Here is a 15,049-nt window from a genome sequence, read left to right on the forward strand (position 1 = left end):
TGAATGAGGGTAGCTGTTTCCTTGGAAAATAGGAAGTTTTACAAGTGACTTTTATTTTAAGAACACCTATTAGCAGGTTTTTCTGTTAAGATAGTTATTTTTATGAAATAGTTTGGAGGAATAATAAACGAGATGAACCAGCGAACTATTTATTATGGTAGTATCGGCACAGCCTTATTTCTTTCTTCAGGAATGTTGATTGCTTCAGTGAATAGCTATGCAAACGAAGCGACAACACCAGGCAAATACACCGTGACTTATGAAGTGGATGGCAAAATTGAAACAGCAACCATTACGGTCAAAGAAAATCAAACGGAACTTAAATTAAAAGACACGTTTTTAGGAGTTAATCAAGCATGGTCACCCTTAGACAATGTCGTTTTTCTAAAAGATAAAGAGGGTCGCCCTTTAAATTTAGAAAATGTAATTATAGAAAATAATGTAAATACTCAAAAAGTAGGCCTTTATTTTGTAACCTTCCGTTACGAGTCATACCTTTCTATTGCGAAGGTGTATGTCAACCCTACTAATTTTGCTGCAGAGGGGAATATGCTTGCAGAGCTTCCTTATAGTCAAGCAATGATTGGCCCAGAAAGACCAATTATTGCCTCGAGACAGGACAAGGAGCAACAAACAAAACAGGAGAAAAAGAAAAATAAAATTGAACAGGAACGAGTAAATAAAAAGGTGCTGTTAAATGATGAGTTGTTGAAAAAAATAGATACGATAGCCCCAGTGGAAATTACTGGAGGAGCGGCAAGTGGGTCCTCTCAATTTGGCACCACTTTAAGCTTCCTGTCAGGCTCACTTTTGTATGGAACAAGGAGAGTTTAAATGGAATTCTTGTTATTAGATGATCGGGAAAATTTAAAATTAGCGATTATTAGAAAGTTAGAGCAACAATATTCATTTTCTGAACGAAAAGATCGTTTATGTAAGCAATTAGCTATTTCTCCTTATTTGCTAGAACGGAACATAACAGAAATCAATGCAGATTTGCAACGCTTTGGTCTGATTAATGAGATGGAAATCAGTGAAAAAAATAATGAAATTTTGTTATCTCAAAGCCTTCGTATTTCTTCAAGTATTATTGAAGAATATTATTTAAAAGACTCGTTAGAATTTAATCTATTAAAAACGATTTTCTTTCATCAGTTTACCTCAATCAAAAAATACGGTGAAAAGCACGGGATGAGTCGAACGGTTGTATACAAAATTGTTGACCATATCCGGAAAGAATTAGGTCAATACGGTATTAAGTTATCCAAAAATTTACAACTTAGCGGCAATGAAATGGCGATTAGACAATATTTTACTATGCTCTATTACCGAATTTACAAAGATTCTGAAGAATTATATAATCAAACAGATCTTCGCGCAGTGAACCAATTATTGGCTCAATTGAAAGGCTCTTATGAAAATATCACTAATTTTCATTTATTTAAACATTATGTATTGGTGGCGTTAGAACGAACGCAAAGAAAAGCTAATTATTTTTTATCCCAAGAAGAAAATCCATTCGCTTTTGATGAAGAAAGTTCGATTTATCAAGAAATTCAAAGTTGGATCAACGAAGTGATGAAGGCGACTCATGCAGAGAAAAACGCAGAAATTCAAGGAATTATCGGCAATTTATCGGTCTATCAAAGTGAACTCATTTCGGAACATTTGCTGAGTTCTCACAATGAGGCAATTACGGCTACGAAAACATTATTCTTTTCTTATATGCCGTTTACAATTTCGGACGAAGAATTTTATCAAGAAATTGTTCCGATTATTTATCAACATCGTTTTATTACGCCGTTCATCGATATCACCTTACGAATTATGGATTTAGAATTTTTTCAGGAACGCTACCCAATTGTTTTTAATAGCTGTCGTCAGTTTTTATTTGCGTTGGATTGCTCGGCGTTTGAGTTTAGTAAGCTTTCTTTATTTTTTGATTTGCTATTAGTGTTATCCCGTCTTTATGACCAAAGGAATGAAAAAAGCACGATCAATCTTTATGTGAATTTTACGCAAGGAGAAAAATATACTCAGTTTATCAAAGAACAAATCAAAATATTCGAATCTTTCAGCATTCACTTTCATTCAGCGATTCGACCAGATACTGATTTAGTAGTTTCGGATTATTTACCAAAAACGTTATTTTCAGTAAAATGTTTAATTTGGCTAGCGCCCCCGCGAGCCAGTGACTGGCAAAATTTTGGCAACGAAATTGTCCGAATTAATAAAGAGCTACAACAAACGAAACAAAGAAAAAGCGAATAAAAACAGTCGCAACGTGTTTTAGTTGCGACTGTTTTTTGTTACTGAATGTTTATAGTAAACTTTCTCATTATCACTGATGTAAAAAATTTTAAATAAAAGCCAAATAGGATTGAAGAAAAAGAAAAAATTGCTAGTGAAGGACCAATTCTCTAAAGTTTTTCTCAAATATAGTAGAATTCCTTTCTTTTCTTCTGTGAGAAAGATATAATAAAAAACGTATGAACAAAGGAAAAGGGATGACGAATGAATAGAAAAGAGAAAACAAATTTAGATAGTCGAATTGATTACGGCGTGATATTACCAGTTTTTCTTTTATCACTAATTGGTATGCTATCGCTTTACGTAGCGCTTTACAATGATCCAAGCAAACCTAAAATTGGTAGCTTGTTAATGAAACAAGGACTGTGGTATTTAGTCGGAGGATTAAGTATTGTCATTATTATGCATTTTAGCTCAAAATTACTCTGGCGGTTAACGCCCGTTTTTTATGCACTTGGATTAGTATTAATGGGATTACTACTGAAATTCTATGATCCCGTGCTAGCAGAGCAAACAGGTTCTAAAAACTGGATTCGCTTTGGTGGCACCACATTCCAACCATCGGAATTGATGAAGATTGCGTTTATTTTGATGTTGGCCTATATAGTGACCATGCATAATGTTAAATATGTGGACCGAACACTCAAAAGCGACTTTTGGCTAATCGCTAAAATGCTATTAGTGGCGATTCCGGTAATTGTTTTAGTCCTTTTACAAAAAGACTTCGGGACGATGTTAGTTTTCTTAGCCATTTTTGGGGGAGTTTTCTTAATGTCTGGCATTACTTGGAAAATTATTGTGCCAGTTTTTATTTTAGCTGCTCTAGTGGGGGCTGGAACTATTTACTTGATTACAACAGAAACAGGTAGAGATTTATTGTCTAAGTTAGGGGTCGAAGCCTATAAATTTGATCGGATTGATTTATGGCTAAATCCTTTCCATACAGATCCAGATCGCTCATTCCAACCAGCGCTAGCATTAACAGCAATTGGTTCTGGAGGCCTTTTCGGAAAAGGCTTTAACGTGAGTGATGTGTATGTCCCTGTTCGTGAGTCAGATATGATTTTTACAGTTGTTGGTGAAAACTTTGGCTTTATTGGTGGCTGTTTCATTATTTTGTTGTATTTTATTTTAATCTACCGCATGATTCGCGTTTGTTTTGATACAAATAATGAATTCTATGCCTACATTGCCACAGGAATTATCATGATGATTTTGTTCCATGTTTTTGAAAACATTGGAGCGAATATTGGTTTACTACCATTAACTGGGATTCCATTACCGTTTATTAGTCAAGGTGGTTCTTCCATTTTAGGTAACATGATTGGGGTGGGCTTAATTATGTCCATGCGTTACCAACAAGAAACGGTTCGTACCAGAAGTGGTCGTTAAAGAAAGAAGAAAGAAGGGGTAGAAATGTACACACTTTATGAATATCCTAAATGCTCAACTTGTAAAAAAGCGAAAGCGTGGTTAGACCAACAAGGCGTTAAATACCAAGCAATTGATATTAAAGCAACACCGCCTAGTAGTGAACAATTAGCAAAATGGATGAAAGAGACCGGCTTGCCTGTTCGTCGTTTTTTTAACACAAGTGGGGTTTTATATAGAGAACAAGGCTTAAAAGATCTTGTTGACAGTTTTTCTATTGAAGAAGCAAGTCAGCGTTTAGCTGCGGATGGCATGTTGATTAAGCGTCCAATTCTCTTAAAAGACAATACATTTCTAACGAATGGTTTTAAAGAAGCAGATTACGAAGGAGTGCTTGGAAAATGAGTGAAATGAAACAAATTGATCAATTATGGATCTTACCAACAGAAGCAGGTTATAAAATTGGTTTAACTGCCGAAGCCCAAGAGGATTTAGGAAAGATTACTTTTGCAACATTTCCAAAAGTCGGACAAACATTAGCTAAAGGTGATTCTTTAATTGAATTAGAAGCAGAAAAAGCAGTCAGTGAATTCAGTAGTCCATTATCTGGTAAGGTAGTTGCGATTAATGAAGCGGCTGATCAAGAGCCAAGTGCATTAGATGAAGAAAATGCCTGGATTGCTGTTTTAGCAGATGTTGAACCAACAGAATTTGAAAATCTTTAGTCTTGCGTTGACAAGGCCAATGTTTATTGCTATAATTTTCTCAATCTAATCAAAAGAAAGCTTTGAAAAGAAGAGTACATGTTAAGGACGTTTGAAGAGAGCCCTGTTTGCTGAGAATGGGTAACAGATTTAAGATGGAAGATGGTCTTTGAGCAGAGTAAGTGAGCGAAGCAGTGAACTTACTACGGGGCGCCCGTTACAGCCAACGGTATGCGAAGAATCAAGTACCGTATGAGGTTATTATTGAGAAATAATAGCGAATTAAGGTGGTATCACGAAATGACAAACTTTCGTCCTTTTTGCTGTAATAGCAAAAGGATGGAAGTTTTTTTGTTTTTATTAAGCAAATTCGTTTCATAAAAAGTGCGAAACCTTCAAAATAAGAAAGTAGAACAGAAAGAAGAGGAGAACAAAATGGCATTAATTGAATTACGTCATGTAAAAAAAGAGTTTTCCGGTAAAGCGGGTAAAGTCACGGCTTTAAAAGATATTGATTTAACGGTTGAATCAGGTGATATTTATGGCATTATTGGCTATTCAGGTGCAGGAAAAAGTACGTTGGTTCGCCTATTGAATGGACTTGAAACACCTACAGAAGGTGAAGTAGAAATTCAAGGACAAGATATTGCATTGTTGCCAAATAAAGAACTACGAAACTTCCGTAAAAAAATTGGGATGATCTTTCAACATTTTAATTTATTATGGTCACGGACGGTCCTAGAAAATATCATGCTCCCATTGGAAATTGCTGGCGTTCCAAAACAAAATCGGAAAAGCCGCGCAGAAGAGTTAATCAAGTTGGTTGGTTTAGAAGGACGGGAAACCGCCTACCCAAGTCAACTCTCTGGTGGGCAAAAGCAACGAGTGGGGATTGCCCGTGCCTTAGCTAACAATCCTGACATTTTGCTTTGTGATGAAGCAACGAGTGCTTTGGATCCGCAGACAACTGATGAGGTGCTAGAATTACTACTAAAAATCAACCAAGAATTAAATTTAACGGTTGTATTAATTACCCACGAAATGCACGTGATTCGTAAAATCTGTAATCGCGTAGCCGTGATGGAATATGGTGAAATTGTTGAAGAAGGTAAAGTAATCGATATTTTCAAAAAGCCTCAAACAGAAATTGCGAAACGCTTTATCCAACAAGAAGCGGATAAAAACATTGAAGAAACGGAACTGGTTGTTGAAGAAATGTTGGAACAATATCCGAATGGAAAAATTGTTCGCCTACTTTTCCACGGCGAACAAGCGAAATTGCCAATTATCTCGCATATTGTCCAAGAATATCAAGTAGAAGTCAGTATTATTCAAGGGAAAATTCAGCAAACAAAGCAGGGTGCAGTGGGTTCTCTTTATATTCAATTATTAGGCGAAGAGCAAAATATTCTAGCAGCCATTGAAGGATTACGTAAACTTCGTGTAGAAACAGAGGTGATTGGAAATGAATAATCGTGGCTTAGCAAGTTTCTTTGATTTTTCCCAAATTGATATAAGTAAACTACAAGAAAAAACGATTGAAACACTTTATATGACAGGGATTTCAATCATAGTGGTCGCCATTTTAGGGCTGATTTTAGGACTACTACTTTTTGAAACGTCAGGCAGAAAAGGGATTTTGAGCCGATTACTGTATTGGCTAGTGGCCATTTTTGTAAATATTTTCCGTTCGATTCCGTTTATTATCTTAATCGTTCTGTTAATTCCTTTTACAAAAATTATTTTAGGGAGTATGTCTGGTGTCAAAGGCTCCTTACCAGCATTGATTATTTCCGCAGCACCTTTTTATGCTCGCATGGTCGAAATCGCTTTTCGTGAAGTCGATAAAGGCGTGATTGAAGCAGCCAAAGCAATGGGGGCCAACCGTTTCCAAATTATTTGGAAAGTTCTATTACCAGAAAGTCTGCCAGCGCTTGTTTCTGGCTTAACCGTTACAACCATTTCTTTAGTGGGCTACACTGCAATGGCAGCTGCTATTGGAGCGGGTGGTTTAGGAAGTTTGGCGTATCAAGATGGCTTCCAACGTGGTCAAAATACAGTTACCTTAGTAGCAACGATTTGTATCTTAATTATTGTCTTTGCGATTCAATGGCTTGGGGATACAGTCGCTAAAAAAATAGATAAACGATAAATGGAGGGAATAAGATGAAAAAACGTACATTATGGTCAGTAATTACTGTAGCAGTAGCTGTCTTAGTTTTAGGGGCTTGCGGCAATAAAAAGAGTGATGACTCGGTCTTGAAAGTTGGAGCTTCACCAGTTCCACATGCAGAGATTTTAGAACATGTAAAACCTTTATTAGAAAAAGAAGGCGTAAAATTAGAAGTGACGACTTATACAGATTACGTGCTACCTAACAAGGCGTTGGAAAGTGGCGATATCGATGCCAACTATTTCCAACATGTGCCGTTCTTTAATGAAGCGGTTAAAGAAAATGATTATGACTTTGTGAATGCAGGTGCGATTCATTTAGAACCAGTTGGGCTTTACTCGAAAAAATACAAATCGTTACAAGAAATTCCTGATGGTTCAACGATTTACGTTAGCTCTTCCGTTTCAGATTGGCCACGTGTTTTAACGATTTTAGAAGATGCTGGTTTAATCACGCTGAAAGAAGGGGTAGACCGGACAACTGCTACTTTCGATGATATTGATAAAAATACTAAAAAGTTGAAATTCAATCATGAAAGTGATCCAGCAATCATGACCACTCTTTATGACAATGAAGAAGGGGCTGCGGTTTTAATTAACTCAAACTTTGCCGTGGATCAAGGATTAAATCCGAAAAAAGATGCGATTGCCTTAGAAAAAGAAAGTTCACCTTATGCCAATATTATTGCGGTTCGTAAAGAAGACGAAAACAACGAAAATGTAAAAAAATTAGTCAAAGTGTTGCGTAGCAAAGAAGTCCAAGATTGGATTACGAAAAAATGGAACGGTGCCATTGTTCCAGTCAATGAATAAAAAGAAAAAGACAATAGAATAAAAACTTGAGGTCGGGACAGGCGTGTTAAGCTTCAAGAAATAAGAAGAAAGTTCTGAAAGATGCTTTTTGTCTCTCAAGGACGTTCAGTTTATTTCCGAAGAAGCTGCTCCTGTCCCGTTGTTTATTTAAAATTTTAGGGCTAGGCAGATACATCATGTTGATTTACCTGCCAAGTCTAAGTTTTTTTCTTTTAAAAAAGGACCATAAATGATAAAGTTACAAGGAATTTCTTAATTATCAGGAAAATTCAGGGACTATGCATAGGCATTTGCATTAGTTATTGTTATAATAATTAAGATAGATTTTTTGGAATGGAGGGAAAAAGATGTTACGTTTTTTTCCGCAAAAAAATAAATATGTAGAAGAAGCAAGCCAGTACGCCTTTGATAAAGAAGGCCAAATTCCGCAGCACATTGCCATTATTATGGACGGAAATGGCCGGTGGGCACAGAATCGAAGACTGCCGAGAATTGCTGGACATAAAGAAGGCATGGATACGGTTAAAAAAATAACGAAGCATGCTAGTCATTTAGGCGTTAAAGTTTTAACACTTTATGCATTTTCAACGGAAAATTGGAAGAGACCAACAGATGAAGTCAATTTCTTAATGCAATTGCCTGTTGATTTTTTTGATACATTCGTGCCTGAATTAATTAAGGAAAATGTTAAAGTCAATGTAATGGGCTACCAAGAGTTTCTACCAAGCCATACGCAAGATGCTGTTAAGCGCGCCATTGAGCAAACCAAGGACAATACGGGCATGGTTTTGAACTTTGCTTTAAATTATGGGGCGCGTGCGGAGCTACTAACTGCCATGAAACAGATTGCTGCAGAGGTTTCAGAAAAAACATATACGGCAGATGAGATTACAGAAGAAACGATCGCAGATCACTTAATGACTGGCTTTTTACCCACGGAACTTCGCGATCCAGAATTGTTGATTCGAACAAGTGGTGAAGAGAGAATTAGTAATTTCTTGCTATGGCAAATTGCTTATAGCGAGTTGTTTTTTACAAAAGCATTATGGCCTGATTTTTCAGGAGACACTTTAGAAACCGCGATTGCTTCTTTCCAAAATCGTAATCGTCGTTTTGGAGGTCTAAAAGAAACTACAGAAACAGAAGGGAGCGATCCGCAGTGAGACAACGTGTCATCACAGCTATCGTCGCATTAATCATCTTTATTCCAATTATCTGGTATGGTGGTTTTGCAATTGAGATTGCCGCTGTTGCTTTGGCAGTAGTCGGCGTGTACGAGTTATTCCGTATGAAAGGATTAACGTTATTAAGTTTTGAAGGTGTTTTATCAGCATTAGGGGCCGTTTTTTTAGTTATCCCGACAATTAAATGGTTAAACTTTTTGCCGGAAATGCAAACAAATTTCATTTTATTTTATGTCACTGTAATGTTGTTGTTAGGTGCTTCGGTAATTTCTAAAAATACATATACGATTGAAGAAGCTGGCTTTCCAGTTATTGTCAGTTTATATGTAGGGATGGGGTTCCAGAACTTTATTAGTGCCCGTTCCGCAGGTTTTGAAGTCTTGTTATTTGCTTTATTCATTGTCTGGGCAACGGATATTGGTGCATATCTATTTGGACGCCGATTTGGTCGTCATAAATTGATGCCAGATGTTTCACCCAACAAGACAATAGAAGGTGCACTTGGTGGTATTTTATCAGCCGTGGTTGTAGCAGCGTTGTTTTTAGTTTTCACAGCTAATAAAGGGCTATTTCCTTATCCGATGCCGGTGATGCTCGTATTGACGGTTCTATTTTCTATAGTAGGGCAATTCGGTGATTTGGTTGAATCTTCTATCAAACGTCATTATGGCGTGAAAGACTCTGGTAACATCTTGCCAGGACATGGTGGTATTTTAGATCGTTTTGATAGTTTATTATTTGTTTTCCCAATTATGCACTTATGTGGATTATTTTAAATTGATTAACAAAATTTAAAAAAGTATCGTCAAATAAGCAAAAATCCAGAAGAGTCTCTCTTCTGGATTTTTGCTGTTTATTGGGTTAGTTTAGGTACCTTGTGAGTTATTAAATTTATAAGAGTAATTGTATAAAGGCGGCTAAAATTTCTAAAAATTAAATAGGTGATTGGATGTTAAATATCTGAACATTTAGAGGGAAATTCGATTGTTAAAAATTAAATTATAACAATCGAATAACACTGGAATGTTTATTTCAATAAAGCCATTGACGTTTAGCATAGATAAATTTATACTTAAAAGAAGAAAAGCAAAATAATGTATTTTATAAGCTTGTTCAATCGTGGTGAGAGTTATTCATAAATTTAAACAAGTAAAGAGAAGATAATTTAGAGATTTGTGAACGCGTTCTTCATACAAGGTTATAGATTAGGATTATATTTTTGATAATCTAATGTAAAGGATTAATTCAATGAAAAAATTTTTAGAGAATAGTATACATCAAGCCATAAAAGCTTGTTTTTTCTTTTTAGGTAAACTACCTAAAAAGAAGTTATTTATTTTTGAAAGTTTTCATGGAAAACAGTATAGTGATAATCCACGTGCAATTTTTGAGTACATAAGAGATAACTGTCCTGAATATCAATGTATTTGGGCAGTAAAAAAAGGATATGAGATACCTTTTGTGGAAGAGAATGTTCCTTTCGTCAAACGATTAAGTTGGAGATGGCTATGGTTGATGCCAAGAGCTCAGTATTGGGTTTTTAACACGCGGATGCCAGCTTGGATGTATAAGAATCAAACAACAATCTATATACAGACGTGGCATGGGACCCCTCTAAAGAAACTGGGCTTAGATATTGAAACAGTCAAAATGCCAGAGCATGAAACAGAGAGCTATAAACTAGAAGTCATTCAAGAAGCAAAGCGTTGGGATTATCTCATCTCACCTAATGCATACAGTACAAGAGTGTTTCGACAAGCCTTTCATTATGAAGGGGAAATATTAGAAATAGGTTATCCAAGAAATGATTTGTTAGTTTGTGAAAATAAGGACAAAATAGCTTTTTCTGTTCGCAATCAGTTAGGCCTTTCAGCCAATCAAAAAATTATTCTTTATGCCCCCACGTGGCGTGATGATGAGTCTATTCGAAAAGGAGCCTATCGTTTTACCAATCATTTGCCAGTTGAACAACTTTTAGCAATTGATTCTTCTGTTGTTATACTTACACGACTACATTATTTAATTGCAGAAAGTTTTGATATAGGTGCATTTGGTTCACGTGTAATCGATGTTTCTTCTTATCCAGATATCAATCAACTTTATTTAATCGCTGACTTATTAATTACAGATTATTCATCGGTTATGTTTGATTTTGCATTAACAAAAAAACCGATGCTATTTTTTATGTATGATAAGGAAAAGTATCAAAATAGTACAAGGGGATTCTATTTTGACCCAACAGCAATTTTGCCTGGGAAAATTGTGACAGATACGGATAGCCTAGTAACGTCTGTAAAAAACGTATTGTTTTCTAAAACGGAACAGGAACAACGTTTATATGTGCAGTTTTTTCGTGAATTTTGCCTTGAAAATCAGGATGCCACTAGACAGCTGATTTCAGAAATTTTAAAGAGATAAAAAGCCGGAGGGTGTAGGTTGGAAAAACAAAAAGAAGTCCAAAAAGAATATGAAGAGTATCAATATATGTTAGATACTGAAACGTGGAAAAAGGAGTTAAGTCAATTTAAGCTGTCCTCTTCAGAAAAAATATCAAAAAATCCTAAAGTCTCAATCATTATTGCTAATTACAATAATGCACCATATCTTAAAAAGATGATGGATTCTCTTGTTCAACAAACTATTGGGATTGAGCAATTGCAAGTGATGTTTATTGATGATTGTTCCACAGATCATTCGTTAAAAGTAATAGAGCCATATCTTGAAAGATATCCGAATATTGAAATTTATCAGCTACTTGAAAACACTGGAGGCGCTCACGGCCCAAGAAACGTAGGGATTGTAAATGCACGTGGTGAGTATAGTGTCTTCTTAGATGCAGATGATTGGTATGATTTAAATGCATTGAAATATTTATCAGACCTACTAGATGACTCTCACGATGATTTTGCTGTTTCTGGTCTAATACAGAGTACGGATGGCCACTTAATGTTAAAAAGTAAGCCATATTATGTGGATGGGTCATTTAAAAATCGGTCTATCCAAGAATTGCCAGCTGAATTTTATGGTTGGTTAGGACCGCAAGCTATCATGTTAAGAACTTCACTGATACACAATAATAATTTACACTTTGTTAATCAACGGGTGGCTGATGATGTGCTGTTCTTTTATGAAGCCATGCGATTTTCAAAAACCATTACACAAGGGGAGAGGTTAACGACTTATTTAAATCGAGATGCAGATAATGAAAGTTTAAGCAAATCAATTAATCGGACATTTATGCTTTCTTGGTTGCGTGCGTTAAGTTATATCAATCAACAGTTTCCAGATGATTTGTCTAAAGAACGGATGTTAGCACGCCGTTTAGAATGGCTAATTTATGACTTTTGTATTCGGAGGGATACTGGGTATCCATTCAGTAAAAGGCGATTACAAGATTTTAAAGTACAGATGGATCAGTATTTAGGTGAATTAAATTTTGATCCTAGCCCGTATTTTAGAAGTGATGTGCGCCAAATCATTTGGACATTTTTACAAACTAACGATATTGATGGTTTGTATTGGTTTATTCAATGTCAGTCCATTCGTTGGGTGTTAGTCAATCGCTTTGGTTATGTTTCAAAAACAGAGAGAAGTTATTATTATCCCAGATTATTGAAACGATTCCCAGCAGTTCGCATGAATGCTTATGCAGAAGCAACGCAACGTGAAGGCAATACGCTTTCTTTAAATGTGTATACACACCAAAAAATTACAGGATTTGAAATAAAAGAGCTGAAAAATCCTTTTGAAACAAGACAGAGGCTGGCGTTTAAAAAAATTAGTGAAACTAGTTATCAGGTAGAGTTGCCAGAAAAATTTTCAAATAAAGAAAGTAGATTTACGATAGTTTTTGATAATTATTTAGAAATTGGGGTTAAAGATTTTAGTAAGTTTTTTGCTTAAATTTTGTCCGTTTAAATCAGGATATTTTGAGTATACAACTATAAATGATAAGTGAGGGAAATTTGTTTTATGGAAAATGTGAAAGTGTCAGTCATTGTACCCGTCTATAACGTAGAAACCTATTTAGAAGAGGCATTAATGAGTTTGAAAAACCAAACATTGAAAGAAATTGAATTCTTAATTATTAATGATGGCTCTACTGATAATAGTCAAAAAATTATTGAAGAAATTGCACAAGATGATCCACGTTTTCGCGTTTTCAATGTTAAAAATGGGGGGATTGGAAAAGCCTTTAACTTGGGTGTTTCAGAAGCAAAAGGTGAGTATATTGCTGAATTTGAAAGTGACGATTATGTAGCATTGCATGCCTATGAGCGTTTATACAATACGGCTAAAAGTCATCATGCAGATGTTGTCCGTTGTAATTGGGTTGAATTTTCTTCTGAAGAAGAGGTTGAGCGAGATATATTATGGCAATATCCCGATAAATACAATCAATTGATTGACTTAAAAACGACGGATTTAATTGTACAAGTTTATCCATGGAATGCCATTTATAAAAAAAGTATGATTGAGAAAGAAAACGTAACTTGGGATGAGGAAATTAAAAGTTATGGGGACACTGGTCTATTTTGGAAAATCAATTCAGCATCTCAGAATGTTATTTTTATTAAAGATTGTTTGTATTTTTATAGACAAGACAACCCAAATTCGACAGTAAATAATGTGGCAACAAAGGTTCCTTTCTTGTTTCAACAATTTAAACTAATTCGTTCAAATTTAATTGAACAAAATAAATTTGAACGCTACAAAGGTTATTTTTATAAACAAATGTTCGAAAAATACTTTTGGGCGATTGAAAAATTAACCCATTTACGTGATGAGTCGGTTTATGAAGTGATTCAAAAGGTGGCAGTAGATTTTAGACAAGCTTTAGAAACAGACCAGCTGAATGATATCGATTTTGAATACATCAAACAATTTTATCAAATTGCAAATGATCCAGCAGCTTATTATGAGGACTACTTGAAAAATCTGTATAAAGTTAGTGTTGTCATGCCGATTCACAATGCTTCAAAATATTTAAGACAAACATTAGAAACTGTTTGTGAGCAGTCTTTACGTGAGATTGAAATCATTTTAGTAGAGAATGGCTCTACAGATAATACCATGGATATTATTAACGAATTTGCAGTAAAAGATCCGAGAATTACGGGGATTTCTATTGGCAAAAGTAATCCTGGACACGCAAGAAATGTGGGCATTTCGATGGCACGAGGACGGTATTTGCAATTTCTGGATGCAGATGATCATTTTGAAGCGAATTTATTACAAGACGCTTATTATCGTGCATATGATAGTGCAACAGATATTCTGTTATTTGGCATGAAAGAAAAGTTACCAAATGGAGAAGTGCACCTTGTTCACAATCCATTACTAACTAATGGCGGACGTATGTCTGGTGAAGAAATTTCATTGGATGAAGTAACCCCTTATTTATATGATAAATTATTTTTATTAGAATACATCAAAGAAAATAACTTGGTAAACTTAGAACAATTTGTTGGCGAGGATGCTTATTTCACTTATACAGCATTATTAGGTACCGAAAAAATTGTTGCACTAAACAAATATTTGCTGACACGAATCGTTAGACAAGATGGCTTGATGTCTACGTATGGAATGAATTATCGTGATGAGTTCAATTTACATGACAAAATGTTGGAGTACTTAAAACAACATGCTCCAAATCGAATTGAAGCATATCGGTTAAAAATTATTAATACATTAAACTGGTTTATTTTTGACATGAATCGTGTTGATCAAGCATTTAAAGAACGTTTCTATCAAGAATTAAAAGAGAAATACATCCAACAACTAGGGCTAGACTTAGTGAAAAAAGAAAAATATTCTAATGATCCAGAACAAGTAGAGCGTATCACACGAATCCAAAATATTTTACAATACAATCTAGAAATATATCAAAATATTTATAAAGATTTTGGGATGAAAAAAACCTTTATTATTCCGAATGTTCATATTCAAGAGCGTGGAGGTAAAGTAATTTTTGGACAAGAGAAGACCCAGGGGAATGGGACGGCAATTGAAATGTTTTCAATTATTATTGCAGATAACGATACAAGCAATGCCAGCGGAGTGATTGATTTCGTTTATATGGGTGACAATACAAAAATAATTCATGATAGTTTATTAGTATCTTTATTAATTAAAAAAGAAGGTACTACTTTAAAATCGATTGTTTTACAAGCCGAGTGGGAAAAAGGCTATACCTTACTACAAGAAAATATGTATTATACTTTCGTAGACAATGTTTTTACAATTTGGGCGGGCTATACTCAAAAATATGCAGCATTTGATTACAATGTTCGAATTTTGACTTCTCGAGAAGGGGAAACACATTTTAGTGTCGTTCGACAAAACCAAGGCTATATCCAAGATACAATGACAAGTATTGGTAACGAATTAACACCTATCAATAAAATTGAAGGAAATGAACCTACAACAATTAAAAAAGCTGTATCAAAAAGTCTTAAAAAAGCAAAAGGGTTGTTGAAATAGAAAGATTTTAAA

The 15,049-nt window shown here is 35.0% G+C and carries 13 protein-coding genes and 1 other annotated feature; all 13 genes read left to right on the forward strand.

From position 1 onward, the window contains the following. Positions 1-132 precede the first annotated feature (132 nt). The 13 genes from IGL80_RS04255 to IGL80_RS04315 all read left to right on the forward strand — a co-directional run bounded on the left by IGL80_RS04255 (position 133) and on the right by IGL80_RS04315 (position 15,037). Complete coding sequence (locus IGL80_RS04255; RefSeq protein ID WP_002356634.1) at positions 133-834, forward strand: bacterial Ig-like domain-containing protein; 702 nt, start codon at positions 133-135, stop codon at positions 832-834. Continuing rightward, entirely contained in the window at positions 835-2,271 is a 1,437-nt protein-coding gene (locus IGL80_RS04260; RefSeq protein ID WP_002356635.1) for a helix-turn-helix domain-containing protein, read from the forward strand. 243 nt (positions 2,272-2,514) lie between these two features. Further along, a complete protein-coding gene (locus IGL80_RS04265; protein ID WP_002356636.1) occupies positions 2,515-3,702 on the forward strand; it encodes an FtsW/RodA/SpoVE family cell cycle protein in 1,188 nt (395 codons plus the stop codon). A gap of 24 nt (positions 3,703-3,726) precedes the next feature. Next, on the forward strand, positions 3,727-4,086 hold the full coding sequence (locus tag IGL80_RS04270; RefSeq protein ID WP_002359675.1) for an arsenate reductase family protein: 360 nt from the start codon (positions 3,727-3,729) through the stop codon (positions 4,084-4,086). A 5-nt stretch (positions 4,087-4,091) separates the two neighbouring features. Further along, a complete protein-coding gene (locus IGL80_RS04275) occupies positions 4,092-4,406 on the forward strand; it encodes a glycine cleavage system protein H (protein ID WP_011109554.1) in 315 nt (104 codons plus the stop codon). Positions 4,407-4,459: 53 nt separating this feature from the next. Continuing rightward, positions 4,460-4,707: a binding site (T-box leader), on the forward strand. 113 nt (positions 4,708-4,820) lie between these two features. Then, complete coding sequence (locus IGL80_RS04280) at positions 4,821-5,858, forward strand: methionine ABC transporter ATP-binding protein (protein ID WP_085366503.1); 1,038 nt, start codon at positions 4,821-4,823, stop codon at positions 5,856-5,858. Beyond that, positions 5,851-6,537, forward strand: a complete 687-nt coding sequence (locus IGL80_RS04285) for a methionine ABC transporter permease (protein ID WP_002356640.1) — start codon at positions 5,851-5,853, stop codon at positions 6,535-6,537. Before IGL80_RS04280 ends, IGL80_RS04285 begins: the two co-directional genes overlap by 8 nt. 14 nt (positions 6,538-6,551) lie before the next feature. After that, positions 6,552-7,370, forward strand: coding sequence for a MetQ/NlpA family ABC transporter substrate-binding protein (locus IGL80_RS04290; RefSeq protein ID WP_002359679.1), 819 nt, complete (start codon positions 6,552-6,554; stop codon positions 7,368-7,370). Positions 7,371-7,717: 347 nt separating this feature from the next. Next, complete coding sequence (locus IGL80_RS04295) at positions 7,718-8,533, forward strand: isoprenyl transferase (protein ID WP_002356646.1); 816 nt, start codon at positions 7,718-7,720, stop codon at positions 8,531-8,533. After that, entirely contained in the window at positions 8,530-9,330 is an 801-nt protein-coding gene (locus tag IGL80_RS04300; RefSeq protein ID WP_002359680.1) for a phosphatidate cytidylyltransferase, read from the forward strand. Before IGL80_RS04295 ends, IGL80_RS04300 begins: the two co-directional genes overlap by 4 nt. A gap of 472 nt (positions 9,331-9,802) precedes the next feature. Next, positions 9,803-10,972 carry a CDP-glycerol glycerophosphotransferase family protein gene (locus IGL80_RS04305; protein ID WP_002359681.1) on the forward strand — a complete coding sequence of 390 codons (1,170 nt, stop codon included), beginning with the start codon at positions 9,803-9,805 and terminating at the stop codon, positions 10,970-10,972. Between the two features lie 18 nt (positions 10,973-10,990). Next, positions 10,991-12,457, forward strand: a complete 1,467-nt coding sequence (locus IGL80_RS04310) for a glycosyltransferase family A protein (RefSeq protein WP_002359682.1) — start codon at positions 10,991-10,993, stop codon at positions 12,455-12,457. Positions 12,458-12,526: 69 nt separating this feature from the next. Beyond that, on the forward strand, positions 12,527-15,037 hold the full coding sequence (locus IGL80_RS04315) for a glycosyltransferase family 2 protein (protein WP_002404870.1): 2,511 nt from the start codon (positions 12,527-12,529) through the stop codon (positions 15,035-15,037). Positions 15,038-15,049 lie beyond the last annotated feature (12 nt).

The organism is Enterococcus sp. DIV2467a, assembly GCF_050532945.1.
Lineage (GTDB): Bacteria > Bacillota > Bacilli > Lactobacillales > Enterococcaceae > Enterococcus > Enterococcus faecalis.